Genomic DNA, 26,102 nt, shown 5'->3' with positions numbered 1-26,102 from the left:
ACGGATCACGCGTAAAAAAAAGCCAGCCTGTTTCCAGACTGGCTTTTGTGCTTTTCAAGCCGGTGTTACATCGCTTTTTTGGTCAACTCGATAACGCGCAGCTGCGCGATCGCTTTGGCCAGTTCCGCAGACGCCTGAGCGTAATCTACGTCGCCGTGAGAGCTGCTAATGTGCTCTTCAGCCTTACGTTTCGCTTCCATGGCTCGCGCTTCGTCGAGATCCTGGCCGCGAATTGCGGTGTCGGCCAGAACGGTCACGTTGCCAGGCTGCACTTCAAGAATGCCGCCAGACAGATAGATAAACTCTTCGTGACCGTGCTGTTTCACGATGCGAATCATACCAGGCTTAATGGCGGTGAGCAGCGGTGCGTGGCCAGGGTAGATCCCCAGTTCACCTTCGCTACCCGTTACCTGGATTTTCTCGACCAGACCAGAGAACATTTGTTGCTCTGCGCTGACGACGTCCAGGTGGTAAGTCATTGCCATATCACCCTCCGATTAAGGCGTTAAAGTTTTTTGGCTTTTTCCACAGCTTCTTCGATGGAACCGACCATGTAGAACGCCTGCTCCGGCAGGTGATCGTATTCGCCTTCCATGATGCCTTTAAAGCCACGGATGGTGTCTTTCAGGGAGACGTATTTACCCGGAGAACCGGTGAATACTTCTGCCACGAAGAACGGCTGGGACAGGAAGCGCTGGATCTTACGAGCACGCGCTACCACCAGTTTGTCTTCTTCAGACAGTTCATCCATACCCAGGATGGCGATGATGTCTTTCAGTTCCTGATAACGTTGCAGGATGGACTGAACGCCACGCGCGGTGTCGTAGTGTTCCTGACCAACCACCAGCGGGTCCAGCTGACGGCTGGTGGAGTCCAGCGGGTCAACGGCCGGGTAGATACCCAGAGACGCGATCTGACGGCTCAGTACCACGGTTGCGTCAAGGTGCGCAAAGGTGGTTGCCGGAGACGGGTCAGTCAAGTCATCCGCAGGTACGTATACCGCCTGTACGGAGGTGATAGAACCAGTTTTGGTGGAGGTGATACGTTCCTGCAGAACGCCCATCTCTTCCGCCAGGGTCGGCTGATAACCTACCGCTGAAGGCATACGGCCCAGCAGTGCGGATACTTCCGTACCGGCCAGGGTGTAACGATAGATGTTGTCAACGAACAGCAGAACGTCACGACCTTCGTCACGGAATTTCTCAGCCATGGTCAGACCGGTCAGAGCAACGCGCAGACGGTTTCCCGGCGGCTCGTTCATCTGGCCATACACCAGGGATACTTTGTCGATAACGTTGGAGTCGGTCATTTCGTGGTAGAAGTCGTTACCCTCACGAGTACGTTCACCTACGCCCGCAAACACAGAGTAACCGGAGTGCTCGATCGCGATGTTACGAATGAGCTCCATCATGTTTACGGTTTTACCTACACCCGCACCACCGAACAGACCAACTTTACCGCCCTTAGCGAACGGACACATCAGGTCGATAACTTTGATACCGGTTTCCAGCAGTTCCTGAGAGTTTGACAGCTCTTCGTAGGAAGGTGCTGCGCGGTGAATCGCCCAACGCTCTTCTTCACCGATCTCGCCTTTCATGTCGACCGGTTCACCCAGTACGTTCATGATACGGCCCAGAGTCGCTTTACCTACCGGGACTTCGATCGGGTGTTCGAGGTCTTTTACATCCAGACCGCGACGCAGACCGTCGGAGGAACCCATTGCGATGGTACGCACGATACCGCCGCCGAGCTGCTGCTGAACTTCCAGCACCAGACGCTCATTACCATTTTGCACCTCAAGAGCATCGTACACGCGCGGTACGGCATCCTGAGGGAATTCGACGTCAACTACGGCGCCGATTACCTGGACAATCTTTCCAGTAGCCATCTTAAATCCTCTACGAAATAACCTGTTTAAACCGCGGCGGCCCCCGAGACGATCTCGGTGAGTTCCTGAGTAATGCTGGCCTGACGAGCTTTGTTGTATACCAACTGCAGCTCTTTAATCAGGCTGCCGCCATTGTCGGTCGCGGCTTTCATCGCCACCATACGGGCGGCCTGCTCGCTGGCCAGGTTTTCAACCACGCCCTGATAAACCTGAGATTCGACATAACGACGCAGCAGGGTATCCAGCAACGCCTTCGGATCGGGTTCGTACAGGTAATCCCAGGATTTATGTTTCAGATCATCATCATCTGATGCCGGTAACGGCAGCAGCTGGCTGATGGTCGGAACCTGAGACATGGTGTTAATAAATTTGTTGCTGACAATGTAAAGCTTGTCCAGACGGCCTTCGTCGTAGGCCTGCAACATCACTTTTACCGGACCGATCAGTTCGGACAGGGAAGGGTTATCCCCCATGCCGGTGACCTGGGCAACAACATTGCCGCCCACGGAGTTGAAGAACGACACGCCTTTCGAGCCGATCATTGCGAGGTCGCATTGAACGCCTTTGTCGGTCCAGGTCTTCATTTCCGCCAGCAGTTTTTTGAACAGGTTAATGTTCAAACCACCGCACAAACCACGGTCGGTCGACACCACCAGGTAGCCCACGCGTTTAACGTCGCGGTCTTCCAGGTAAGGGTGCTTGTATTCCAGATTACCGTGTGCAAGGTGACCAATCACTTTGCGCATGGTTTCTGCATAAGGACGGCTGGCCGCCATGCGATCCTGCGATTTACGCATTTTGGAAGCGGCGACCATCTCCATCGCTTTAGTGATCTTTTGCGTGTTCTGGACGCTTGCGATCTTACTACGTATCTCTTTTGCGCCGGCCATGAGCTTCTCCTCAATGCCTTGCGGCCTGCCCTAAGGCAAGCCGCCAGACGTTACCAGGATTGGGTTGCTTTGAAGGAATCGAGGATGCCTTTCAGCTTGCCTTCGATTTCGTCGTTGTAGCCACCGGTCTGGTTGATCTCTTGCATCAACGGAGCGTGATCACGGTCGACGTAAGCCAGCAGAGCGGCTTCGAAGCTGCCGATTTTCGACAGTTCAACATCCGCCAGGTAACCACGTTCTGCTGCGAACAGAACCAGAGACTGTTGCGCTACGGACATCGGCGCATACTGTTTCTGTTTCAGCAGTTCGGTCACTTTCTGACCGTGGTCAAGTTGCTTACGTGTTGCATCGTCAAGGTCGGATGCAAACTGAGAGAACGCTGCCAGTTCACGATACTGTGCCAGAGCGGTACGGATACCACCGGACAGTTTTTTCATGATCTTGGTCTGTGCTGCACCACCAACACGGGATACGGAAATACCCGGGTTAACCGCAGGACGAATACCGGCGTTGAACAGGTTGGTTTCCAGGAAGATCTGACCATCGGTAATGGAGATTACGTTGGTCGGAACGAACGCAGAAACGTCACCCGCCTGAGTTTCGATAATCGGCAGTGCGGTCAGAGAACCGGTTTTCCCTTTCACTTCACCTTTGGTGAAGGCTTCAACGTATTCGGCGTTAACACGCGCAGCACGCTCCAGCAGACGAGAGTGGAGGTAGAATACGTCGCCCGGGAATGCTTCACGTCCTGGCGGACGACGGAGCAGCAGGGAGATCTGACGGTAAGCAACAGCCTGTTTAGACAGGTCATCGTAAATGATCAGCGCATCTTCACCGCGGTCACGGAAGTATTCGCCCATTGCGCAACCGGCATACGGTGCCAGGTATTGCAGTGCAGCGGATTCAGACGCGGTTGCTACCACAACGATGGTGTTAGCCAGTGCGCCGTGCTCTTCCAGTTTACGTACCACGTTAGAAATGGTGGACGCTTTCTGGCCGATAGCGACATAGATACATTTGATACCGGAATCGCGCTGGTTGATGATGGCATCGATAGCCAGTGCGGTTTTACCGGTCTGACGGTCACCGATGATCAATTCACGCTGACCACGACCGATTGGGATCATGGAGTCAACGGCTTTATAACCGGTCTGTACCGGCTGATCTACGGACTGACGTTCGATAACGCCCGGAGCGATTGCTTCTACAGCAGAGAAGCCGTCGTGATCCAGCGGACCTTTACCGTCGATTGGTGCACCCAGAGTATTAACCACACGGCCCAGCAGGCCACGGCCAACCGGAACTTCCAGGATACGGCCAGTACACTTAACTTTCATGCCTTCGGCAAGGTCAGCGTACGGACCCATAACAACCGCACCTACAGAGTCGCGCTCGAGGTTCAGTGCGATAGCGTAACGGTTACCCGGCAGGGAGATCATTTCACCCTGCATACAATCGGCCAGGCCGTGAATGCGGATAACACCGTCACTTACAGAAACAATAGTACCTTCGTTGTGAGCTTCACTCACAACATTGAACTGAGCAATGCGCTGCTTGATCAGTTCGCTGATTTCGGTGGAATTCAGTTGCATGCTCCAGTCCCCTTAAGACTGCAAGACGTCTGCAAGGCGCTCAAGACGACCGCGTACGCTGCCATCAATGACCATATCACCCGCTCGGATGATAACGCCTGCCATTACAGACTTATCGATTTTGCAATTCAGCTTAACTTTGCGTGACAGACGTTTTTCCATCGCAGCAGAAATTTTCGCGAGCTGTTGTTCACTCAGTGCGGCAGCGGAAATGACGTCTACCTCAGCGGTAGCCTCACTCACGGCACGAAGGTGAATAAACTGCTCCAGAACATCCGGGAGCGCGTTAAGACGACCATTTTCAGCCATTACCCGAATAAGGTTCTGACCGTTTTCGTCCAGTTGCTCACCACAAACTGCGATAAACGACTCGGCAAGCGTTTCTGGCGCAAGCGCGCCAGAGAGAAGCTCTGCCATTTGTTCGTTTTTGGTTACCTCGGCGGCAAACACCAGCATGTCCTGCCAGCGTTCTACACTTTGGTGTTCGACGGCAAAGTCAAAAGCTGCTTTGGCGTAGGGGCGAGCTACCGTAATAAATTCAGACATCAGCCCCTCCCTCCTTACAGTTCAGCGACAAGTTTATCCACGATGTCGCTGTTAGCAGCTTCATCCACGGAACGTTCGATGATCTTCTCGGCGCCAGCAACAGCCAGGATAGCAACTTGCTTACGCAGCTCTTCACGGGCACGTTTACGCTCGGCTTCAATTTCCGCCTGCGCCTGGGCCACGATTTTAGTACGTTCCTGTTCTGCCTCAGCTTTCGCTTCGTCCAGAATCTGCGAGCGGCGTTTGTTCGCCTGCTCGATGATTACCTGGGCTTCCGCTTTCGCTTTTTTCAGCTGGTCGGTCGCGCTGGCCTTTGCAAGGTCAAGGTCCTTATGTGCTCGTTCTGCGGAAGCAAGGCCGTCAGCAATTTCTTTTTGACGTTTTTCGATGGCTGCCATTAATGGCGGCCATACGTACTTCATGCAGAACAGAACGAACAGGACAAACGCGATGGCCTGGCCGAGGATTGTTGCGTTAAGATTCACAGCACAATGCCTCTATTTAGTTAACGTTCTGATATTGCTCTTTAAATAAAAGCAACGCTTACTACGCGACAGCGAACATCACGTACAGACCCAGACCTACAGCGATCATCGGGATAGCATCCACCAGACCCATAACGATAAAGAACTGAGTACGCAGCAGAGGAATCAGATCAGGTTGACGCGCTGCGCCTTCCAGGAATTTACCCCCGAGGATGCCGATACCGATCGCAGCACCGATTGCCGCCAGACCCATCATCACAGCGGCAGCCATGTACAGCAGATCCATATTCAGGTTTTCCATGACAGTCTCCAGTTTGTTTCAGTTAAAACGTAGTAGTGTTGGTAAATTAATGTTCTTCAGACGCCATCGACAGATAGACGATCGTCAGAACCATGAAGATGAAGGCTTGCAGCGTAATGATCAGGATGTGGAAAATGGCCCACGGCACATTCAGGATCCACTGTGACCACCACGGCAACAGACCAGCAATCAGAATGAAAATCAGCTCACCGGCATACATGTTACCGAACAGTCGCAAACCGAGTGAAACTGGTTTGGACAGCAGGCTTACCCCTTCAAGGATTAAGTTGACAGGAATGAACGCCCAGTGATTGAACGGCTGCAGCGTCAACTCTTTCGTGAAGCCGCCGATGCCTTTCATTTTGATGCTGTAGAACAGAATCAGGATAAATACGCCCAGTGCCATAGACAGCGTTACGTTCACGTCCGCAGACGGAACCACACGCAGTGCAGGCAGACCCAGTACATGTTCAGCAATGTACGGCAGCAGGTCGATAGGCAGTAAATCCATCAGGTTCATCAGGAATACCCAGACGAAGATCGTCAGGGCCAGCGGAGCAATCAGCTTGCTTTTGCCATGGTACATGTCTTTCACGCTACCATTAACAAAGCCGATCACCAGCTCAATCGCGGTCTGAAACTTACCTGGCACACCGCTGGTCGCCTTTTTGGCTACGCTACGGAATAAAACCAGGAACAACAGACCCAGCACCACCGAGAAGAACATGGAGTCAATATTGATTGTCCAGAAGGTGGCTGGGGGGTTTTGTGGATCCACCAGCGAGAATGTACGCAGGTCCAGCTGAAGGTTATTCAGGTGGTGTCCTATGTAATCCTGCGGCGTCATATTTTCTGAAGCCATGATGCCTTTTACCCTTTGTTGTTAATTACAGCCGGTGCCAGTATCTGAACCACCAGCACCAAAACCCACGTAACGATCAGCGGCAAGAATACCGCCTTTAAAACCGCCAACGCCACCACCAGTAACACCAACATCGCCAGAACTTTGAAAGCTTCGCCAAATGCGAATGTCCAGGCCACCCGGCCTTTCGCTGGTGTATGCGCCTGGTGACGCCAGGCAAATATCATAAACAAAACGTTAGGCAGAAAGACTGCCAGGCCCCCGCTTATTGCAGAGACGCCCCAGAAGGGGTCTTTGAGGCTGAACAGCAATCCACTTGCTATCACCACCAGTAACTGAACGAGCAGAAGCTTCCGAGCAACGTTTCGACTCACGAGCGACACAGACATCACGTTTTTCACTCCTGCTCCCTTCGAGGTATGCCGCGTGTCGTATAAAACTTTCTTTAAGGCTTAGAGTCAAGCATCAAAAAGCGGTCAAATTATACGGTGCGCCCCCGTGATTTCAAACAATAAGTAGCCAAAAGGTGAATAAATGTTTAAATATTTTTCCAGTGCATACAATTGCGACTTTTCTGCTAACCCTGTTTGATCATGAAAAACTGTAAATAACGCGTAAACACTGGTGATAAAGCGTGCTTCAGATCACATATTGCGCATGTTCGCGCACAGCATATTTATTTACTTGGCAAATGATGCCTTTGCAAGTTTATGATATTTCAGTCTAAAAACAGATACTGTTTTAATAAATGACATTTACACAACAAAAACCACCCATTGACATTTTTAATAATGTTTTAACAGACAATGATGGTTCTTAGCGCCGATTTTTAGCAGACTGATATTTTCACTAATGACTTATTTTCTGCTTACCAAAAAAAGCCACGTTATCTTGTTGATGCAAAAGAGTGAACGTGGCGTTAAATGTAACCAGTTATATCAGTAGAAAACCTGGTTGTTGTTAACAGTCTAACCGGTCAATTTTTTATGATTTTTTTGATAAAAATTAAATTTTATTTGCTTTAATCACCACCAGATGGCGTTCGCCATCCAGGGCAGGAACCTGAAGTTTAACCACTGATTCAACCTGATATTCTTCGGGCAACAAAGCGATTTCATCTTCCGGCATTTGCCCTTTCAGCGCGTAGAAACGGCCTTGCTCACCAGGAAGATGGTGGCACCAGCTCACCATATCGTTCAGAGAGGCAAAAGCGCGGCTAATTACGCCATCAAATGGCGGCTCTGAAGGAAACTCTTCTACCCTGCTCTGTACTGGCTCAATATTCTCCAGTTTAAGCTCATGTTGCACCTGACGAAGGAAACGCACGCGTTTACCAAGGCTATCCAACAGAGTGAAATGGGCTTCAGGACGCACGATAGAGAGTGGAATGCCAGGCAGTCCAGGACCGGTGCCGACATCGATAAACCGTTCACCTTGCAGATACGGTGCCACCACAATGCTATCGAGAATATGGCGTACCAGCATCTCATTAGGATCGCGGACCGAAGTCAGGTTGTACGCTTTGTTCCATTTATGCAGCATATTCACGTAGGCAATAAGCTGGTTTTTCTGGTGATCGGTAAGCGAAATACCTGCGTCTTTCAGCAGTAAGGAGAGTTTGTTGAGCACGGTGATTACCTGTTCTTGATGCGTTGCCTGGTAAGCGGGTGCTTACCAGGCATTTTTAATGCGTTATGCGCTACGACGCAGCATACCCTGTTTTTTCAGCCACACCAGCAGAATGGAGATGGCCGCAGGCGTGACGCCAGAAATACGTGAAGCCTGGCCGATAGAGGCCGGTTTGTGATCGTTAAGTTTGGCGATCACTTCGTTAGAAAGACCGGATACCTGGCGGTAATCCAGTGTCGCGGGTAGCAGGGTGTTCTCGTTACGCAGCTGCTTTTCGATCTCATCTTGCTGGCGCGCGATATAACCTTCGTATTTAACCTGAATCTCAACCTGTTCCGCCGCCTGTTCGTCTGTCAACGCAGGGGCAAACGGCGTCAGCGTGGTTAATTTTTCATAAGTCATTTCCGGACGACGCAGCAGATCTTCACCACTGGCTTCACGGGAAAGCGGCGCAGTCAGGTGAGCATTCACTTCGGCTGCAGCTTCCGCCGACGGGGTTACCCAGGTCGATTTCAGACGCTGACGCTCACGCTCGATATTCTCAAGTTTCTCGTTAAAGCGCGCCCAACGTTCGTCATCCACCAGGCCCAGTTCACGACCGATTTCAGTCAAACGCAGATCCGCATTATCTTCGCGCAGCATCAGACGATATTCTGCGCGCGAAGTAAACATACGATACGGTTCTTTGGTTCCTAAAGTGCACAGGTCATCAACCAGTACGCCGAGATAGGCCTGAGAACGCGCCGGAGCCCAACCTTCTTTGTCAGCAGACAGACGGGCAGCGTTAAGACCGGCCAGCAAACCTTGCGCAGCGGCTTCTTCGTAACCGGTAGTGCCGTTAATCTGACCAGCAAAGAACAGCCCCTGGATAAACTTGCTCTCCAGCGTCGGTTTCAGGTCGCGTGGATCGAAGAAGTCATACTCAATGGCATAACCCGGACGCACGATCTTCGCGTTTTCCATCCCCTGCATGGAGCGGACGATTTGCATCTGCACATCGAACGGCAGGCTGGTGGAGATACCGTTCGGATAAATTTCGTTAGAGGTCAGCCCTTCCGGTTCAAGGAAGATCTGATGCTGATTTCTGTCGGCGAAGCGCATGACTTTGTCTTCGATCGACGGGCAGTAGCGTGGGCCGACACCTTCGATCACCCCTGCGTACATTGGGCTACGATCGAGGTTACTGCGGATCACATCATGGGTTTTCTCGTTGGTATGAGTGATATAACACGGCACCTGCTGGGGATGCTGGGACGCATTGCCCATAAACGAGAATACCGGCATTGGGTTATCGCCATGCTGTTGCGCAAGCACGCTAAAGTCGATGGTTCGAGCATCAATACGCGGTGGTGTCCCGGTTTTCAGACGACCAACGCGCAGCGGAAGTTCACGCAAACGGCGAGAAAGCGGAATGGACGGCGGATCACCAGCACGGCCACCGCTGTAGTTATCCAGACCGATATGAATTTTACCGTCGAGGAACGTCCCAACGGTGAGCACAACGGCTTTGGCACGGAACTTCAGTCCCATTTGGGTAACAGCACCGACCACGCGATCGTTTTCGACAATAAGATCTTCAACCGCCTGCTGGAAGATCATCAGATTCGGTTGGTTCTCCAGCGCCGTACGTACCGCCTGACGGTAGAGCACACGATCCGCCTGAGCTCGGGTAGCGCGAACAGCCGGTCCTTTACTTGCGTTTAGTATCCTAAACTGGATACCCGCCTGATCGATCGCTTTCGCCATCAGACCGCCGAGTGCATCCACTTCTTTTACCAGATGTCCCTTCCCAATACCGCCGATCGCCGGGTTGCAGCTCATCTGCCCCAGAGTGTCGATATTGTGTGTCAAAAGCAGAGTCTGTTGACCCATACGCGCCGCAGCCATCGCGGCCTCGGTGCCTGCATGACCCCCGCCAATGATGATGACGTCAAAAGGATCCGGATAAAACATGGTGATTGCCTCGCATAACGCGGTATGAAAATGGATTGAAGCCCGGGCCGTGGATTCTACTCAACTTTGTTGGCTTGAGAAAGACCTGGGATCCTGGGTATTAAAAAGAAGATCTATTTATTTAGAGATCTGTTCTATTGTGATCTCTTATTAGGATCGCACTGCCCTGTGGATAACAAGGATCCGACTTTTAAGATCAACAACCTGGAAAGGATCATTAACTGTGAATGATCGGTGATCCTGGACCGTATAAGCTGGGATCAGAATGAGGGGTTATACACAACTCAAAAACTGAACAACCGTTGTTCTTTGGATAACTACCGGTTGATCCAAGCTTCCTGACAGAGTTATCCACAGTAGATCGCACGATCTGTATACTTATTTGAGTAAATTAATCCATGATCCCAGCCATTCTTCTGCCGGATCTTCCGGAATGTCGTGATCAAGAATGTTGATCTTCAGTGTTTCGCCCGTCTGTTTTGCACCGGAATTTTTGAGTTCAGCCTCGAGTTTATCGATAGCCCCACAAAAGGTGTCATATTCACGACTACCAATACCGATTGCGCCAAAGCGGACCGCAGAAAGATCGGGCTTCTGTTCCTGCAATGCTTCATAGAAAGGAGAAAGGTTGTCCGGAATATCTCCGGCACCGTGGGTGGAGCTGATAACCAGCCAGATCCCCGAGGCAGATAAATCTTCCAACAGCGGACCGTGCAGCGTTTCGGTGGTAAAACCCGCCTCTTCCAGCTTTTCAGCCAGGTGTTCTGCTACATATTCGGCACCGCCGAGGGTGCTGCCGCTGATAAGAGTGATATCTGCCATAAACCGCCACCTTTATTAAGAGTGGCGTATTGTACGCTGTGAACGCGTTGGGATCTACCTGTGGAAAAGTATGGGATTAAAAAAGCCGATCAGGGCTTGATGGTACGCATGATCGGGTTCTGCAGGACGATCAGTGTCTCGGTGGACTGAATTTCATCAATTGTTTGGATCTTGTTGATAAGTACATGCTGGAGAGCATCGATCGAACGGCACATCACTTTTATAAAGATGCTGTAGTGGCCGGTGGTGTAGTACGCCTCGGTCACTTCATCGAGGCTTTCCAGCTTTGCCAGCGCGGAAGGATAGTCTTTGGCGCTCTTTAATATAATGCCGATAAAGCAGCCTACGTCATAACCGAGCTGCTTCGGGCTGACATCAATACGCGCCCCGGTAATGATTCCCGCCTGCTTCATTTTCTCTACTCGAACGTGAATCGTCCCCGGACTGACGCCAAATTGTTTCGCCAGTTCGGCGTAAGCGGTGCGCGCATTGCCCATTAATGCTTCCAGGATGCCACGGTCCAGATTGTCGATCAGATAATTTTCCATAGGATTTTCTTATGCGGATTGATGATTCATTCTATTTTAGCCTTCTTTTTTAATGAATCAAAAGTGAGTTAGGCTTTTTATTGAATGATTATTGCATGTGTATCGGTTTTTGTTGCTTAATCATAAGCAACAGGACGCAGGAGTATAAAAAATGAAAACCGCTTACATTGCCAAACAACGCCAAATTAGCTTCGTGAAATCTCACTTTTCTCGCCAACTGGAAGAACGTCTGGGGCTGATCGAAGTCCAGGCGCCGATTCTTAGCCGTGTGGGGGATGGCACGCAGGATAACTTGTCGGGCTGTGAAAAAGCGGTGCAGGTAAAAGTGAAAGCTCTGCCTGATGCCCAGTTCGAAGTGGTTCATTCACTGGCGAAGTGGAAACGTCAGACCTTAGGGCAACACGACTTCAGCGCGGGCGAAGGGCTGTACACGCACATGAAAGCCCTTCGCCCCGATGAAGACCGTCTTTCTCCGTTGCACTCGGTCTATGTTGACCAGTGGGACTGGGAACGCGTAATGGGCGACGGTGAGCGTCAATTCTCGACTCTGAAAAGCACGGTAGAGGCGATCTGGGCGGGAATTAAAGCAACCGAAGCTGCGGTTAGCGAAGAGTTTGGCCTGGCACCGTTCCTGCCGGATCAGATCCACTTCGTACACAGCCAGGAGTTACTGTCTCGTTATCCGGATCTTGATGCCAAAGGGCGTGAGCGGGCGATAGCGAAAGATCTTGGTGCGGTATTCCTTGTCGGGATTGGCGGCAAGCTGAGCGATGGTCATCGTCACGACGTGCGCGCACCGGATTATGATGACTGGAGCACCCCGTCAGAGCTGGGCCATGCGGGCCTGAACGGCGATATTCTGGTGTGGAACCCGGTACTGGAAGATGCGTTTGAGCTTTCTTCCATGGGGATCCGCGTGGATGCCGACACGTTGAAGCATCAGTTGGCGCTGACCGGTGATGAAGATCGTCTGCAGCTGGAATGGCATCAGGCGTTGCTGCGCGGTGAAATGCCGCAGACCATCGGCGGCGGTATCGGCCAGTCTCGTTTGACCATGCTGCTGCTGCAACTGCCGCATATCGGCCAGGTTCAGTGTGGAGTATGGCCAGCTGCTGTTCGCGAGAGCGTCCCTTCTCTGCTGTAATAATTTATCGCCGCCAGCGTCTGAGCAGGCGGCTTCGCATCCCGGTATCAAAGCGCCAGATATGATCGAAAATGCGCATGATGCCGGGTTTGCCGTGTGCCGACATCGCCACGGCATGAAAGCGATGCTGATGTACCCGCTGCAGCTCTTTCACTTTACTCGTCACGTCGTCAGGCAACCGCTGGGCGATAAAATCAGAAATCACCACCGCATCGGCATCAAACCATTCCTTGCTTTGCAAGCGTTCCATAATGGCGCGAAAACAACTGGCAAGATCGGTGCCGCCACGAAACTGCTGGCTTAAAAAACGGATTGCTTGTTCGATGCCTTGTGGGCCTGAAAGCTCATAACGGACGATCTCGGTGGAAAATAGCATAATATAACAGCGCCGGTTTTCAGCGAGAGCAATGCGCATCAAAGCCAGGCAGAACGCTTTCGCACACTGTTCATTAAAGCCGCCCATTGAGCCGGAAGTATCCACGCAGACAATAAACGGTCCGCGCGGCTGTTCGTCGTAATCTTTATGCACCACCGGGCGTTCGATCACTTTTTCACGCCACGACTCACCGTGCAGGCGATAGGTGAGCAACTGTTTTTCCACCAGCCGACGGTAAAACTCATACTCCAGTTCCGTTATCCCTAGTGTCGCCAGTTCTGGCGGCAGAAGACGTAAAATATCATCGCTTTGTTGCAGACCATCAACCTGCTCAGGAACAGTTGCCGGTTCGCGCACCATGGTGCGGAAGGTTTCCATCTGCGCATCGTTGCGCGGTATTGATTTGGCTTCCCGGGAACGCCCCAGCTGTTCTGCCAGGCGTTTCAGTTCCGGCTGTTCGTTAAGAAATTCACCGTATTTCACAATCAACTGATAGTCGCCACGTTTAAGCTGACCGGCGCTCATATCCCACAGACGACCAGCTGCGGTATTGTTATCTGCGAGAATCGGTTCAAGTTGTCCGCTCAGCGTCATGCGTTCCTGAACTTCACTCAACAGTTGTTCGCGTTCTTCTTCTAATAACTGTTGATTTAACGTCGTTGCTTGCACGATCAGACTTAAACGCCAACGCTGGAGGAAAAGCGTGTGTAACGCTGAAGTGATCGTGCTGTTAGCATCAACCAACTGTCGGGCTTGTTCTGCCCATGGGGAATTCAGACGATGCAGTAAGTCCAGGATCTGTGGTAGCTGCACAATAAACTGCGGCGTGGAGAGGAGCTGGCTTTGCTGATAGCACATCACCTCTTCGGTGAGTTCCGGCGGGACTCGGGCATCTTTCAGCCGATTACGCAGCGCCTCACGCCAGCGGGGAACATCATCAGTGATTGCCGCCTTCAGTCGTGGGAATTTTTCAAAGAAGACCGCTAGCTGCGGTGAGGCCAGCAGCGCGATGATCATCTCTTCGATCAATCCCTCTTCGCTGACGGCCAGCATCACATTAAGCGTATCCAGCGTTAGCATTGTTGTGCCTGGCGAATCTGTGCGCCGACATCCTGTAGGCTGGCTTCAATGCGACCTAACCAGTCGCCAGGGATAAACAGACATTTTTGCTGTTCGCTGAATAAAGCGTGTTGCTTACGCCAGTCGCTTTCAAGCTCTTCCAGTTGTTGTTTTATTTCACCTGGCAGACCTTCAGCCGATGAACCGGGAAGAGCCAGCGTACTGCCTTGTAAACTTACATCGCGTACAACAAGATGTTGGGTGCTATCAACTTCCAGATTCAGTTTCTGGGCAAAGCCGATACCGTTCAGTTTGCCGCGAATTTCACCACCTTTACTCAGCCACTGTTCCAGCGCGCTACGCTCAAAGGAGATATGAACCACTTCCATATCATGCAGTTTTAACGGTTTTTGCAGCAGCAGAGTCAGAGTGGAAGCAGTAACGTTAACAGGGAGTTGATACTGCTGACGACGGCTGAAAATGCCGCCCAGACGAATTACCGTTAAGGCTGTTTTATCACTTTGTTGCTGCTGGAGTTGCAGGTGACGTTGCACAATCGCGCCAAGGCGAGTCAACATCCCTTGCTGTTGCCAGGCGTGACCGGTCATCAATACATCAATTTGTTGTTGTATCAAATTCAGGCTTTGCGCGTCATACCACAGGCAATCTTTCAGCAAAATGAGATCTACCGGGGCAACAGCACTGCGACCGCTAAAAAAGGCGCAGGCCTGCAATAAGCGGATCGCTTTTTTCCAGCGACGATCCGAGACATAAGGCGCATCCGGTAATTTATCCAGTTGCTGGCGCAGCATAAAAATCAGCTCAAATACATGATCGGGCAGCGTAATTTCACCAATCTCTTTCTGCCAGCGTTCATATTCTTCATCTGTGACCTGCAAGGCATCAGGAACCGGATTGTCGTTTTCATCCTGTTGACTGGTCAGCATGGAGCGGAAATTCGCTTTATCCTGCACTTTATCTAACCACAGACGAATCAGCATGCGGTCATATAACGCTTCCAGACTGCTGTCTGCTTCCGGCAGCTCGTTGGAGGCCGCCACCAGTAGACGCATCGGGATTTTTTCTACGTGTGCACCGTTGCGGAACTGGCGCTCGTTAATGGCGGTGAGCAAGGTATTAAGAATTGCCGGGCCCGCTTTCCAGATCTCATCCAGAAAGACAATTTCTGCTTCCGGCAGGTAACCGCTGGTTAAACGTTCATAGCGCCCTTCATCTTTTAGCGCCTGAATAGAAAGGGGACCAAAAACTTCTTCCGGCGTGGAGAAGCGAGTCATCAGATATTCAAACGCGCGGGCATTCTGAAAGGCGAATTTTAAGCGCCGGGCGATCAAACTTTTGGCAATACCTGGCGGGCCAAGGAGGAACACACTTTCACCACTTAATGCCGCTAATAAACACAAGCGGATGGCGTGGCTACGTTCATAAAGCCCCTTTTCCAACGAACTGCTCAGGCGGGAAATTCTTTCCGCTAATAAATGAGGGTGAGCCATAATGAAGTGGCGTCCTTTCGTCAAAAGTTCTGCGTAAATTGCGAGTATAGACGTTTCTTGCTGGTGGCTAAAATAGTCTCAAAGGGGGGGGATTTTTCTTTGAGCCAGGTTAATGTGGCCGCATTTAGGAGTACGATTTTGCCGTTAATCGTGCATACTGTGCGCTTTTTTGTGGGCCAAGGGACTAAGCACACATTTCATATTTCAACGAAAGACTAGTCTATGAGCACTGATAATAAGCAATCATTGCCCGCGATTACCCTCGCGGCGATTGGAGTTGTCTACGGCGATATTGGTACCAGCCCGTTATATACACTTCGTGAATGTTTGTCCGGCCAGTTTGGTTTTGGCGTTGAACGCGATGCCGTGTTTGGCTTTTTATCGCTGATCTTCTGGCTGCTAATCTTTGTGGTTTCCATTAAATATCTCACCTTCGTGATGCGGGCAGATAACGCCGGTGAGGGGGGGATCCTGACGTTGATGTCGCTTGCCGGGCGTAATACGTCGGCGCGAACCACATCAATGCTGGTGATTATGGGGCTAATCGGCGGCAGTTTTTTCTATGGTGAAGTCGTCATAACACCCGCTATTTCGGTGATGTCAGCCATTGAAGGTCTGGAAATCGTCGCCCCGCAGCTGGATACCTGGATAGTTCCCCTCTCAATTATCGTTCTCACTTTATTATTTATGATTCAAAAGCATGGCACGGCTATGGTCGGTAAGCTGTTTGCGCCGATCATGCTGACCTGGTTTTTGATTCTGGCAGGACTGGGGTTACGTAGCATTATTGCTAACCCGGAAGTGCTGCATGCGCTGAATCCGATGTGGGCGGTGCATTTCTTCCTTGAATACAAAACGGTTTCTTTTATTGCATTAGGGGCAGTGGTGCTGTCGATTACGGGGGTCGAGGCGCTGTATGCTGATATGGGACACTTTGGTAAGTTCCCTATTCGTCTGGCGTGGTTCACTGTCGTATTACCTTCCTTAACTCTTAATTACTTCGGCCAGGGAGCGCTGTTGTTAAAGAACCCGGAAGCGATTAAGAACCCGTTCTTCCTTTTGGCACCGGACTGGGCGCTGATCCCGCTGCTGATCATCGCCGCACTGGCGACGGTAATCGCCTCGCAGGCGGTTATCTCTGGCGTCTTTTCATTGACGCGTCAGGCGGTACGTCTGGGATATTTGTCGCCGATGCGCATTATTCACACCTCCGAAATGGAGTCAGGGCAAATCTATATTCCGTTTGTGAACTGGATGCTCTATGTCGCGGTCGTGATTGTGATTGTCAGCTTTGAGCACTCCAGCAACCTGGCGGCGGCGTACGGGATTGCGGTGACCGGAACCATGGTGCTGACGTCTATTCTCTCGACTACCGTGGCACGTCAGAACTGGCACTGGAATAAGTATTTTGTTGCGCTGATCCTGATTGCTTTCCTTTGTGTCGATATTCCATTGTTCACCGCTAACCTCGATAAACTGCTCTCCGGCGGCTGGTTGCCATTGAGCCTCGGTACTGTGATGTTTATCGTGATGACCACCTGGAAGAGCGAGCGTTTCCGCTTGCTGCGGCGGATGCATGAACATGGTAACTCTCTGGAAGCGATGATTGCTTCGCTGGAGAAATCACCGCCTGTTCGCGTGCCCGGGACCGCGGTGTATATGTCGCGTGCAATCAACGTCATTCCCTTTGCGCTGATGCATAACCTCAAACATAACAAGGTATTGCATGAGCGGGTGATTCTGTTAACTCTGCGCACCGAAGACGCGCCATATGTCCATAACGTCCGTCGGGTACAGATTGAACAACTGTCGCCCACTTTCTGGCGCGTGGTGGCAAGTTATGGTTGGCGAGAAACGCCAAACGTGGAAGAAGTTTTCCACCGCTGCGGTCTGGAAGGATTAAGTTGCCGGATGATGGAAACCTCCTTCTTTATGTCGCATGAGTCGTTGATCCTCGGCAAACGCCCGTGGTATTTGCGTCTGCGCGGCAAGCTGTACTTGCTGCTGCAACGTAATGCGCTGCGTGCACCAGATCAATTTGAAATCCCGCCAAACAGGGTTATCGAACTGGGTACTCAGGTCGAAATCTAACGCCAGACGCCTCCTTTCTTCATAAGGGGGCGTTTTTGTTTTCATGGTTAATCACCATGTAAAACGTTTCGAGGTTGATCACATTTCCGTAACGTCACGATGGTTTTCCCAACTCAGTCAGGATTAAACTGCGGGTCAGCGAAACGTTTCGCTGATGGAGAAAAAAATGAAAAAAGGCACCGTTCTTAATTCTGATATTTCATCGGTGATCTCCCGTCTGGGACATACCGATACGCTGGTGGTGTGTGATGCTGGGTTACCCATCCCCAAAAGTACAACGCGTATCGATATGGCATTAACCCAGGGTGTACCTTCTTTTATGCAGGTGCTGGGCGTCGTCACAAATGAAATGCAGGTCGAGGCGGCCATTATCGCGGAAGAGATCAAACAACATAATCCGCAACTCCACGAAACGTTGCTCACTCACCTTGAGCAGCTGCAAAAACACCAGGGAAATACCATTGAAATTCGTTACACCACGCATGAACAATTCAAACAACAAACCGCAGAAAGTCAGGCGGTAATTCGCAGCGGAGAATGTTCTCCGTATGCGAATATCATTCTCTGTGCTGGCGTGACGTTCTGAGGCCGTCATGGAAGCATTACTTCAGCTTAAAGGCATCGATAAAGCCTTCCCGGGCGTAAAAGCCCTCTCGGGCGCTGCGTTAAATGTCTATCCGGGCCGCGTGATGGCGCTGGTGGGCGAAAACGGCGCGGGTAAATCCACCATGATGAAAGTGCTTACTGGTATCTATACTCGCGATGCCGGCACGCTTTTATGGCTGGGGAAAGAAACGACATTTACCGGGCCGAAATCTTCCCAGGAAGCCGGGATTGGGATTATCCATCAGGAACTGAACCTGATCCCGCAGTTGACCATTGCCGAAAACATTTTCCTCGGTCGTGAGTTTGTTAATCGCTTTGGCAAAATTGACTGGAAAACCATGTATGCCGAAGCGGATAAATTGCTGGCTAAACTTAACCTGCGCTTTAAAAGCGACAAGCTGGTGGGCGATCTTTCCATCGGTGACCAGCAAATGGTTGAAATCGCCAAAGTGCTGAGCTTTGAGTCGAAAGTCATCATTATGGATGAACCGACCGATGCGCTGACCGATACCGAAACCGAATCCCTGTTCCGCGTCATCCGCGAGCTGAAATCGCAAGGCCGCGGTATTGTCTATATCTCCCACCGCATGAAAGAAATCTTCGAGATTTGTGATGACGTTACCGTTTTTCGTGACGGACAATTTATTGCTGAGCGCGAAGTGGCATCACTGACCGAAGATTCGCTGATTGAGATGATGGTGGGTCGCAAGCTGGAAGATCAATATCCGCACCTGGACAAAGCGCCGGGAGATATCCGCCTGAAAGTCGATAATCTCTGCGGACCTGGCGTTAACGATGTCTCTTTTACTTTACGCAAAGGCGAAATTCTTGGCGTCTCTGGTTTGATGGGCGCAGGTCGTACCGAACTGATGAAAGTGCTCTACGGCGCACTACCGCGCACCAGCGGTTACGTCACCCTGGATGGGCATGAAGTCGTTACCCGTTCACCGCAGGATGGCCTGGCAAACGGCATTGTGTATATCTCCGAAGACCGTAAACGTGACGGTTTAGTGTTGGGCATGTCAGTAAAAGAGAACATGTCGCTGACAGCGCTGCGCTACTTCAGCCGCGCTGGTGGCAGTTTGAAGCATGCCGATGAACAGCAGGCTGTGAGTGATTTCATTCGTCTGTTTAATGTGAAAACTCCGTCGATGGAACAGGCAATTGGTCTGCTTTCCGGTGGCAATCAGCAAAAAGTGGCGATTGCCCGCGGTCTGATGACACGCCCCAAGGTGTTGATCCTCGATGAGCCTACCCGTGGCGTAGATGTCGGCGCGAAAAAAGAGATCTATCAACTGATTAACCAGTTCAAAGCCGATGGCTTGAGCATCATTCTGGTGTCATCGGAGATGCCAGAAGTATTAGGCATGAGCGATCGCATCATCGTCATGCATGAAGGGCATCTCAGCGGGGAATTTACTCGTGAGCAGGCCACCCAGGAAGTGTTAATGGCTGCCGCTGTGGGCAAGCTTAATCGCGTGAATCAGGAGTAAAAAAATGACAACCCAGACTGTCTCTGGTCGCCGTTATTTCACGAAAGCGTGGCTGATGGAGCAGAAATCGCTTATCGCTCTGCTGGTGCTGATCGCGATTGTCTCGACGTTAAGCCCGAACTTTTTCACCATCAATAACTTATTCAATATTCTCCAGCAAACTTCGGTGAACGCCATTATGGCGGTTGGGATGACGCTGGTGATCCTGACGTCGGGCATAGACTTGTCGGTAGGTTCTCTGTTGGCGCTAACCGGCGCAGTTGCTGCATCTATCGTCGGCATTGAAGTCAATGCGCTGGTGGCTGTCGCTGCCGCTCTCGCGTTAGGTGCCGCAATTGGTGCGGTAACCGGAGTGATTGTAGCGAAAGGTCGCGTCCAGGCGTTTATCGCTACGCTGGTTATGATGCTTTTACTGCGCGGCGTGACCATGGTTTATACCAACGGTAGCCCAGTGAATACCGGCTTTACTGAGAACGCCGATCTGTTTGGCTGGTTTGGTATTGGTCGTCCGCTGGGCGTACCGACGCCAGTCTGGATCATGGGGATTGTCTTCCTCGCGGCCTGGTACATGCTGCATCACACGCGTCTGGGGCGTTACATCTACGCGCTGGGCGGCAACGAAGCGGCAACGCGTCTTTCTGGTATCAACGTCAATAAAATCAAAATCATCGTCTATTCTCTTTGTGGTCTGCTGGCATCACTGGCCGGGATCATTGAAGTGGCGCGTCTCTCCTCCGCACAACCCACGGCGGGGACTGGCTATGAGCTGGATGCTATTGCTGCGGTGGTTCTGGGCGGTACGAGTCTGGCGGGCGGAAAAGGTCGCATTGTTGGGACGTTGATCGGCGCATTAATTCTTGGCTTCCTTAATAATGGATTGAATTTGTTAGGTGTTTCCTCCTATTACCAGATGATCGTCAAAGCGGTGGTGATTTTGCTGGCGGTGCTGGTAGACAACAAAAAGCAGTAATAACGACTACAGGACATCTTGAATATGAACATGAAAAAACTGGCTACCCTGGTTTCCGCTGTTGCGCTAAGCGCCACCGTCAGTGCGAATGCGATGGCAAAAGACACCATCGCGCTGGTGGTCTCCACGCTTAACAACCCGTTCTTTGTATCGCTGAAAGATGGCGCGCAGAAAGAGGCGGATAAACTTGGCTATAACCTGGTGGTGCTGGACTCCCAGAACAACCCGGCGAAAGAGCTGGCGAACGTGCAGGACTTAACCGTTCGCGGCACAAAAATTCTGCTGATTAACCCGACCGACTCCGACGCAGTGGGTAATGCTGTGAAGATGGCTAACCAGGCGAACATCCCGGTTATCACTCTTGACCGCCAGGCAACGAAAGGTGAAGTGGTGAGCCACATTGCATCTGATAACGTACTGGGCGGCAAAATCGCCGGTGATTACATCGCGAAGAAAGCGGGTGAAGGTGCCAAAGTTATCGAGCTGCAAGGCATTGCTGGTACATCCGCAGCCCGTGAACGTGGCGAAGGCTTCCAGCAGGCCGTAGCTGCTCACAAGTTTAATGTTCTTGCCAGCCAGCCAGCAGATTTTGATCGCACCAAAGGTTTGAACGTAATGCAGAACCTGTTGACCGCTCATCCGGATGTTCAGGCTGTATTCGCGCAGAATGATGAAATGGCGCTGGGCGCGCTGCGCGCACTGCAAACTGCCGGTAAATCGGATGTGATGGTCGTCGGATTTGACGGTACACCGGATGGCGAAAAAGCGGTGAATGATGGCAAACTAGCAGCGACTATCGCTCAGCTACCCGATCAGATTGGCGCGAAAGGCGTCGAAACCGCAGATAAAGTGCTGAAAGGCGAGAAAGTTCAGGCTAAGTATCCGGTTGATCTGAAACTGGTTGTTAAGCAGTAGTTTTAATCAGGTTGTATGACCTGATGGTGACATAAATACGTCATCGACAGATGAACGTGTAATATAAAGAAAAGCAGGGCACGCGCCACCCTAACACGGTGGCGCATTTTATGGACATCCCGAATATGCAAAACGCAGGCAGCCTCGTTGTTCTTGGCAGCATTAATGCTGACCACATTCTTAATCTTCAATCTTTTCCTACTCCAGGCGAAACCGTAACCGGTAACCACTATCAGGTTGCATTTGGCGGCAAAGGCGCGAATCAGGCTGTGGCTGCTGGGCGTAGCGGTGCGAATATCTCCTTTATTGCCTGTACTGGCGATGACAGCATTGGCGAGAGCGTTCGCCAGCAGCTCGCCACTGATAACATCGATATTACTCCGGTCAGCGTGATCAAAGGCGAATCAACAGGTGTGGCGCTGATTTTTGTTAATGGCGAAGGTGAGAATGTCATTGGTATTCATGCCGGCGCTAATGCTGCCCTTTCCCCGGCGCTGGTGGAAGCGCAACGTGAGCGTATTGCCAACGCGTCAGCATTATTAATGCAGCTGGAGTCACCACTCAAAAGTGTGATGGCAGCGGCGAAAATCGCCCATCAAAATAAGACTATCGTTGCGCTTAACCCGGCTCCGGCTCGCGAACTTCCTGACGAACTGCTGGCGCTGGTGGACATTATTACGCCAAACGAAACGGAAGCAGAAAAGCTCACCGGTATTCGTGTTGAAAATGATGAAGATGCAGCGAAGGCGGCGCAGGTACTGCATGAAAAAGGTATCCGTACTGTACTGATTACTTTAGGAAGTCGTGGTGTATGGGCTAGCGTGAATGGTGAAGGTCAGCGCGTTCCTGGATTCCGGGTGCAGGCTGTCGATACCATTGCTGCCGGAGATACCTTTAACGGCGCGTTAATCACGGCGTTGCTGGAAGAAAAACCATTGCCAGAGGCGATTCGGTTTGCCCATGCTGCCGCTGCGATTGCCGTAACACGTAAAGGCGCACAACCTTCCGTACCGTGGCGTGAAGAGATCGACGCATTTTTAGACAGGCAGAGGTGACGCTTGGCTACAATGAAAGATGTTGCCCGCCTGGCGGGCGTTTCTACCTCAACAGTTTCTCACGTTATCAATAAAGATCGCTTCGTCAGTGAAGCGATTACCGCCAAAGTTGAAGCGGCGATTAAAGAACTCAATTACGCGCCATCAGCCCTGGCGCGTAGCCTCAAACTCAATCAAACACATACCATTGGCATGTTGATCACTGCCAGTACCAATCCTTTCTATTCAGAACTGGTGCGTGGCGTTGAACGCAGCTGCTTCGAACGCGGTTATAGTCTCGTCCTTTGCAATACCGAAGGAGATGAACAGCGGATGAATCGCAATCTGGAAACGCTGATGCAAAAACGCGTTGATGGCTTGCTGTTACTGTGCACCGAAACGCATCAACCTTCGCGTGAAATCATGCAACGTTATCCGACAGTGCCTACTGTGATGATGGACTGGGCTCCGTTCGATGGCGACAGCGATCTTATTCAGGATAACTCGTTGCTGGGCGGAGACTTAGCAACGCAATATCTGATCGATAAAGGTCATACCCGTATCGCCTGTATTACCGGTCCGCTGGATAAAACTCCGGCGCGCCTGCGGTTGGAAGGTTATCGGGCGGCGATGAAACGTGCGGGTCTCAACATTCCTGATGGCTATGAAGTCACTGGTGATTTTGAATTTAACGGCGGGTTTGACGCCATGCGCCAACTGTTATCACATCCGCTGCGTCCTCAGGCCGTCTTTACCGGAAATGACGCTATGGCTGTTGGCGTTTACCAGGCGTTATATCAGGCAGAGTTACAGGTTCCGCAGGATATCGCGGTGATTGGCTATGACGATATCGAACTGGCAAGCTTTATGACGCCACCATTAACCACTATCCACCAACCGAAAGATGAACTGGGGGAGCTGGCGATTGATGTACTCATCCATCGGATAACCCAGCCGACCCTTCAGCAACAACGATTACAACTTACTCCGATTCTGATGGAACGCGGTTCGGCTTAGATTTACGCTGTCTTTTGATCAAATTATTACCATCGGTTGTTTTCAGAAGCATGAACATTGCTGCTGAAGCAACAGTAATAATGCCCATCGTGATAAACGTATAGTGGAATTGTTCGACAGTCGTTGTGCCTTCCATCCCTTCATAAACGCGAAGGACGGCCGCACTTACAGCAACGCCTAAACTAATCGACAGTTGCTGCGTGACCGCCAGAACACTGTTACCGCTGCTGGCGTTGTCATCGGTCAGATCGGCAAGTGTGATGGTATTCATCGCGGTAAATTGCGTCGACATAGCCATCCCTAATATAAACAACGGCAAGATCAGCATCCATATCGCCATTGCCGGTGATTGCAAAGAGAACTGAGCGATCATTAGCCCAATAATCACCGTGATCCCCACTAACGTATGGCGATAGCCCAGACGACGTAAGACTTGGGTAACCATCGATTTTGCAATAATGGAACCTAACGCTGTCGGTGCCATCATACAGCCGGCAATAAACGCCTGATAACCAAATCCTACCTGTAACATCAATGGCATAAGGAACGGTACACAACCGGTCCCCAGACGGGTTGCAATATTGCCTACGATACCGATCGAGAAAGTGCGGGTTTTAAATAAATCTAATGAAATTAATGGGTTTGGCGTGTGTCGCGCATGGAGAATATAGAGAAGCAGTAACCCGATGCTGGTGACAATTACCGTCAAGGCAATCCAGCTGGCGACAATCTTTTCCCCGAATAGCTCTATTCCGCTTGAGAAGAGAACAAGGCTGAGGCCAAACAGCAAAAAGCCAGTGATATCGAATCTGCGTCGTGCGGTGGTGAAATTGGGCATATGTTTGCGCGCGTAAAGAAGGCCCGCAATACCTATGGGGATATTGATTAAAAATATCCAGTGCCAGGTTGCCCAGGTGACCAGCACGCCGCCAAGAACGGGGCCTAAAATTGGCCCCACCAGACCCGGCATGGCGACAAAATTCAATACTGGAAGAAGTTCATTACGAGGATAAGCGCGCAGTAAGGCCAGCCGAGCAACAGGCATCATCATTGCGCCGCCTATCCCCTGAATAACCCGGAAGACAACCAGCTGTGGTAGCGAATTAGAAAGTGCGCAGGCCAGAGAACCCAATGTGAACAGACTCACGGCAAGGGTAAAAATGCGACGCGTACCGAAGCGATCGGCTAGCCATCCGCTTACCGGAATAAGCATCGCCACCGTCAGCGTATAACTGATGATGGCTGATTGCATCGCGAGAGGAGAACGATTAAGGCTATGAGCGATTGCGGGTAAGGCGGTATTCAGAATAGTGGCATCAAGTGCCTGCATGAAGAAGGCCATCGCCGCGATCCACGGCAAACCCGCCATACTGCGCTTCTTTTTATCGCTCATTCAATGTCCTATTATCGGGTTGTCACTTATCAGGTGAGCGTAGCAGCGCCTGACAAGCTTTAAATGCCGCGTCGCCATCGCTTTGGACAATCGCATCGACAATCGCCTGGTGCAGATCCAGCTTTATCACTGTGTCGCTGGTAATTGACGTGAAGTAAGTGTGATAAACCGAATGGAATAGCGAGGCGAATGAGGTCAAAAACGGATTGGCGCTCATTTCATAGATATGCTCATGCCAGGCCATATCGACTTCGATCCAGCGTTCACGGCGAAAGTTCTCTTTTAATGCCGCCATTTCGGCCATTAACGTATTGAGATGCGCCTTCTGTTCCGCGGTGCCAACCGTTGCAGCCAGTAGGCAAGCTTGCGGCTCCAGACAGATACGCATAACCAGAAAGTGATCGATGACCTGATGAAAGTTCTCTTCTGTCATCCACCAGGTAAGCAATTCCTGATCAAGAAAATTCCAGTTTGATTGTGGCATGACCCGGGTACCAATTCGCGGTCGCGGTAAAACCATCCCTTTTGCCGTTAACGTTTTGACCGCTTCGCGTACCGCTGTACGACTCACTCCAAATTGCTCGCCCAGCTCAATCTCACCAGGCAAAATGGTGCCGGGTTCATATTCACCTTTTAAGATGCGTTGCGCCAGCTTCTCAGCCAGAACATACGAAAGGTTTTTCTGTGCAGCTAACTGTTGTGCGCTTAAAGGCATTACTAATCTTCCTTTTTCTTTTTATTCCTCCTTAGTATGCCACCAGGAAGTGTGATTACGGTTGCAAAAACGGCAAATTGCTTGTTTTATGGCACATTAACGGGGCTTTTGCTGAAAAAATGCGCGGTCAGAAAATTATTTTAAATTTCCTCTTGTCAGGCCGGAATAACTCCCTATAATGCGCCACCACTGACACGGAACAACGGCAAACACGCCGCCGGGTCAGCGGGGTTCTCCTGAGAATTCCGACAGAGAAAGCAAA

At 51.1% G+C, this 26,102-nt stretch carries 25 protein-coding genes; 8 read left to right on the top strand and 17 right to left on the bottom strand.

Annotation, left to right across the window (positions count from 1 at the left end):
* Positions 1 to 65 precede the first annotated feature (65 nt).
* The 13 genes from ACJHW7_RS15360 to asnC form a co-directional block, all read right to left on the bottom strand.
* On the bottom strand, positions 66 to 485 hold the full coding sequence (locus ACJHW7_RS15360) for a F0F1 ATP synthase subunit epsilon (protein ID WP_001251965.1): 420 nt from the start codon (positions 483 to 485) through the stop codon (positions 66 to 68).
* Between the two features lie 20 nt (positions 486 to 505).
* Positions 506 to 1,888 (bottom strand): F0F1 ATP synthase subunit beta, encoded by a 1,383-nt coding sequence (gene atpD / locus ACJHW7_RS15355; RefSeq protein WP_000190506.1) that lies wholly within the window; start codon positions 1,886 to 1,888, stop codon positions 506 to 508.
* 26 nt (positions 1,889 to 1,914) lie between these two features.
* Positions 1,915 to 2,778: a F0F1 ATP synthase subunit gamma gene (gene atpG, locus ACJHW7_RS15350; protein WP_000896498.1), complete on the bottom strand. Its 864-nt coding sequence runs from the start codon at positions 2,776 to 2,778 to the stop codon at positions 1,915 to 1,917.
* A gap of 50 nt (positions 2,779 to 2,828) precedes the next feature.
* Positions 2,829 to 4,370: a F0F1 ATP synthase subunit alpha gene (gene atpA, locus ACJHW7_RS15345; RefSeq protein ID WP_001176745.1), complete on the bottom strand. Its 1,542-nt coding sequence runs from the start codon at positions 4,368 to 4,370 to the stop codon at positions 2,829 to 2,831.
* A gap of 12 nt (positions 4,371 to 4,382) precedes the next feature.
* Positions 4,383 to 4,916 carry a F0F1 ATP synthase subunit delta gene (gene atpH, locus ACJHW7_RS15340; protein WP_001288594.1) on the bottom strand — a complete coding sequence of 178 codons (534 nt, stop codon included), beginning with the start codon at positions 4,914 to 4,916 and terminating at the stop codon, positions 4,383 to 4,385.
* Between the two features lie 14 nt (positions 4,917 to 4,930).
* On the bottom strand, positions 4,931 to 5,401 hold the full coding sequence (atpF, locus tag ACJHW7_RS15335; RefSeq protein WP_001052219.1) for a F0F1 ATP synthase subunit B: 471 nt from the start codon (positions 5,399 to 5,401) through the stop codon (positions 4,931 to 4,933).
* 61 nt (positions 5,402 to 5,462) lie between these two features.
* Positions 5,463 to 5,702 carry a F0F1 ATP synthase subunit C gene (atpE, locus tag ACJHW7_RS15330; protein WP_000429386.1) on the bottom strand — a complete coding sequence of 80 codons (240 nt, stop codon included), beginning with the start codon at positions 5,700 to 5,702 and terminating at the stop codon, positions 5,463 to 5,465.
* A gap of 46 nt (positions 5,703 to 5,748) precedes the next feature.
* A complete protein-coding gene (atpB, locus tag ACJHW7_RS15325) occupies positions 5,749 to 6,564 on the bottom strand; it encodes a F0F1 ATP synthase subunit A (RefSeq protein WP_000135625.1) in 816 nt (271 codons plus the stop codon).
* Positions 6,565 to 6,572: 8 nt separating this feature from the next.
* Positions 6,573 to 6,953, bottom strand: a complete 381-nt coding sequence (atpI, locus tag ACJHW7_RS15320; protein ID WP_000116695.1) for a F0F1 ATP synthase subunit I — start codon at positions 6,951 to 6,953, stop codon at positions 6,573 to 6,575.
* Positions 6,954 to 7,569: 616 nt separating this feature from the next.
* Entirely contained in the window at positions 7,570 to 8,193 is a 624-nt protein-coding gene (gene rsmG / locus ACJHW7_RS15315; RefSeq protein ID WP_000932839.1) for a 16S rRNA (guanine(527)-N(7))-methyltransferase RsmG, read from the bottom strand.
* 63 nt (positions 8,194 to 8,256) lie between these two features.
* Entirely contained in the window at positions 8,257 to 10,146 is a 1,890-nt protein-coding gene (gene mnmG / locus ACJHW7_RS15310) for a tRNA uridine-5-carboxymethylaminomethyl(34) synthesis enzyme MnmG (protein ID WP_000499788.1), read from the bottom strand.
* A 378-nt stretch (positions 10,147 to 10,524) separates the two neighbouring features.
* Positions 10,525 to 10,968 (bottom strand): FMN-binding protein MioC, encoded by a 444-nt coding sequence (gene mioC, locus ACJHW7_RS15305; RefSeq protein ID WP_000763742.1) that lies wholly within the window; start codon positions 10,966 to 10,968, stop codon positions 10,525 to 10,527.
* Between the two features lie 89 nt (positions 10,969 to 11,057).
* Positions 11,058 to 11,516: a transcriptional regulator AsnC gene (gene asnC, locus ACJHW7_RS15300; protein WP_000432970.1), complete on the bottom strand. Its 459-nt coding sequence runs from the start codon at positions 11,514 to 11,516 to the stop codon at positions 11,058 to 11,060.
* A gap of 151 nt (positions 11,517 to 11,667) precedes the next feature.
* Here asnC and asnA point away from each other — a divergent pair, with 151 nt between their 5' ends.
* Entirely contained in the window at positions 11,668 to 12,660 is a 993-nt protein-coding gene (gene asnA / locus ACJHW7_RS15295; protein WP_000845107.1) for an aspartate--ammonia ligase, read from the top strand.
* Positions 12,661 to 12,664: 4 nt separating this feature from the next.
* Here asnA and viaA read toward each other — a convergent pair whose 3' ends face one another.
* Together viaA and ravA are read right to left on the bottom strand one after the other, a co-directional pair.
* The gene (gene viaA, locus ACJHW7_RS15290; RefSeq protein ID WP_001626337.1) at positions 12,665 to 14,116 is read right to left on the bottom strand and encodes an ATPase RavA stimulator ViaA; all 1,452 of its coding nucleotides are present in this window, start codon (positions 14,114 to 14,116) and stop codon (positions 12,665 to 12,667) included.
* Entirely contained in the window at positions 14,110 to 15,606 is a 1,497-nt protein-coding gene (gene ravA / locus ACJHW7_RS15285) for an ATPase RavA (protein ID WP_021557357.1), read from the bottom strand. The genes viaA and ravA overlap by 7 nt, the downstream gene beginning before the upstream one ends.
* A 222-nt stretch (positions 15,607 to 15,828) precedes the next feature.
* Here ravA and kup point away from each other — a divergent pair, with 222 nt between their 5' ends.
* The 7 genes from kup to rbsR all read left to right on the top strand — a co-directional run bounded on the left by kup (position 15,829) and on the right by rbsR (position 23,732).
* The gene (gene kup / locus ACJHW7_RS15280) at positions 15,829 to 17,697 is read left to right on the top strand and encodes a low affinity potassium transporter Kup (protein WP_000102319.1); all 1,869 of its coding nucleotides are present in this window, start codon (positions 15,829 to 15,831) and stop codon (positions 17,695 to 17,697) included.
* Positions 17,698 to 17,863: 166 nt separating this feature from the next.
* Entirely contained in the window at positions 17,864 to 18,283 is a 420-nt protein-coding gene (rbsD, locus tag ACJHW7_RS15275) for a D-ribose pyranase (protein WP_000715936.1), read from the top strand.
* Between the two features lie 7 nt (positions 18,284 to 18,290).
* Positions 18,291 to 19,796: a ribose ABC transporter ATP-binding protein RbsA gene (rbsA, locus tag ACJHW7_RS15270; RefSeq protein WP_000387770.1), complete on the top strand. Its 1,506-nt coding sequence runs from the start codon at positions 18,291 to 18,293 to the stop codon at positions 19,794 to 19,796.
* A 4-nt stretch (positions 19,797 to 19,800) separates the two neighbouring features.
* The gene (gene rbsC / locus ACJHW7_RS15265; protein WP_000211858.1) at positions 19,801 to 20,766 is read left to right on the top strand and encodes a ribose ABC transporter permease; all 966 of its coding nucleotides are present in this window, start codon (positions 19,801 to 19,803) and stop codon (positions 20,764 to 20,766) included.
* Between the two features lie 24 nt (positions 20,767 to 20,790).
* Complete coding sequence (rbsB, locus tag ACJHW7_RS15260; RefSeq protein ID WP_001056273.1) at positions 20,791 to 21,681, top strand: ribose ABC transporter substrate-binding protein RbsB; 891 nt, start codon at positions 20,791 to 20,793, stop codon at positions 21,679 to 21,681.
* A gap of 125 nt (positions 21,682 to 21,806) precedes the next feature.
* The gene (gene rbsK, locus ACJHW7_RS15255; protein ID WP_021557358.1) at positions 21,807 to 22,736 is read left to right on the top strand and encodes a ribokinase; all 930 of its coding nucleotides are present in this window, start codon (positions 21,807 to 21,809) and stop codon (positions 22,734 to 22,736) included.
* A gap of 3 nt (positions 22,737 to 22,739) precedes the next feature.
* Positions 22,740 to 23,732 (top strand): ribose operon transcriptional repressor RbsR, encoded by a 993-nt coding sequence (gene rbsR / locus ACJHW7_RS15250; protein ID WP_000224470.1) that lies wholly within the window; start codon positions 22,740 to 22,742, stop codon positions 23,730 to 23,732.
* Here the strand turns inward: rbsR and mdtD are convergent.
* Positions 23,698 to 25,125 (bottom strand): multidrug transporter subunit MdtD, encoded by a 1,428-nt coding sequence (gene mdtD / locus ACJHW7_RS15245; protein ID WP_001280838.1) that lies wholly within the window; start codon positions 25,123 to 25,125, stop codon positions 23,698 to 23,700. The genes rbsR and mdtD overlap by 35 nt on opposite strands.
* Positions 25,126 to 25,147: 22 nt before the next feature.
* Complete coding sequence (locus tag ACJHW7_RS15240) at positions 25,148 to 25,840, bottom strand: FadR/GntR family transcriptional regulator (protein WP_001131169.1); 693 nt, start codon at positions 25,838 to 25,840, stop codon at positions 25,148 to 25,150.
* Positions 25,841 to 26,102: the final 262 nt, after the last annotated feature.

The organism is Escherichia sp. WS1152, from assembly GCF_046487665.1.
GTDB lineage: Bacteria > Pseudomonadota > Gammaproteobacteria > Enterobacterales > Enterobacteriaceae > Escherichia > Escherichia coli.
The sequence above is the reverse complement of the archived record's forward strand: the minus strand, read 5'-3'. Positions and strand labels throughout refer to the sequence as shown.

Bases quoted from the DNA above. Each gene is read 5' to 3' on its own strand.
- atpG (WP_000896498.1), bottom strand. From the start codon at position 2,778: ATGGCCGGCGCAAAAGAGATACGTAGTAAGATCGCAAGCGTCCAGAAC.
- atpD (WP_000190506.1), bottom strand. From the start codon at position 1,888: ATGGCTACTGGAAAGATTGTCCAGGTAATCGGCGCCGTAGTTGACGTC.
- kup (WP_000102319.1), top strand. From the start codon at position 15,829: ATGAGCACTGATAATAAGCAATCATTGCCCGCGATTACCCTCGCGGCG.
- atpE (WP_000429386.1), bottom strand. From the start codon at position 5,702: ATGGAAAACCTGAATATGGATCTGCTGTACATGGCTGCCGCTGTGATG.
- rbsC (WP_000211858.1), top strand. From the start codon at position 19,801: ATGACAACCCAGACTGTCTCTGGTCGCCGTTATTTCACGAAAGCGTGG.
- asnA (WP_000845107.1), top strand. From the start codon at position 11,668: ATGAAAACCGCTTACATTGCCAAACAACGCCAAATTAGCTTCGTGAAA.
- atpH (WP_001288594.1), bottom strand. From the start codon at position 4,916: ATGTCTGAATTTATTACGGTAGCTCGCCCCTACGCCAAAGCAGCTTTT.
- mdtD (WP_001280838.1), bottom strand. From the start codon at position 25,125: ATGAGCGATAAAAAGAAGCGCAGTATGGCGGGTTTGCCGTGGATCGCG.
- mioC (WP_000763742.1), bottom strand. From the start codon at position 10,968: ATGGCAGATATCACTCTTATCAGCGGCAGCACCCTCGGCGGTGCCGAA.
- rbsA (WP_000387770.1), top strand. From the start codon at position 18,291: ATGGAAGCATTACTTCAGCTTAAAGGCATCGATAAAGCCTTCCCGGGC.
- ACJHW7_RS15240 (WP_001131169.1), bottom strand. From the start codon at position 25,840: ATGCCTTTAAGCGCACAACAGTTAGCTGCACAGAAAAACCTTTCGTAT.
- atpA (WP_001176745.1), bottom strand. From the start codon at position 4,370: ATGCAACTGAATTCCACCGAAATCAGCGAACTGATCAAGCAGCGCATT.
- rbsD (WP_000715936.1), top strand. From the start codon at position 17,864: ATGAAAAAAGGCACCGTTCTTAATTCTGATATTTCATCGGTGATCTCC.
- rbsK (WP_021557358.1), top strand. From the start codon at position 21,807: ATGCAAAACGCAGGCAGCCTCGTTGTTCTTGGCAGCATTAATGCTGAC.
- atpB (WP_000135625.1), bottom strand. From the start codon at position 6,564: ATGGCTTCAGAAAATATGACGCCGCAGGATTACATAGGACACCACCTG.
- ACJHW7_RS15360 (WP_001251965.1), bottom strand. From the start codon at position 485: ATGGCAATGACTTACCACCTGGACGTCGTCAGCGCAGAGCAACAAATG.
- atpI (WP_000116695.1), bottom strand. From the start codon at position 6,953: ATGTCTGTGTCGCTCGTGAGTCGAAACGTTGCTCGGAAGCTTCTGCTC.
- asnC (WP_000432970.1), bottom strand. From the start codon at position 11,516: ATGGAAAATTATCTGATCGACAATCTGGACCGTGGCATCCTGGAAGCA.
- rbsB (WP_001056273.1), top strand. From the start codon at position 20,791: ATGAACATGAAAAAACTGGCTACCCTGGTTTCCGCTGTTGCGCTAAGC.
- ravA (WP_021557357.1), bottom strand. From the start codon at position 15,606: ATGGCTCACCCTCATTTATTAGCGGAAAGAATTTCCCGCCTGAGCAGT.
- viaA (WP_001626337.1), bottom strand. From the start codon at position 14,116: ATGCTAACGCTGGATACGCTTAATGTGATGCTGGCCGTCAGCGAAGAG.
- mnmG (WP_000499788.1), bottom strand. From the start codon at position 10,146: ATGTTTTATCCGGATCCTTTTGACGTCATCATCATTGGCGGGGGTCAT.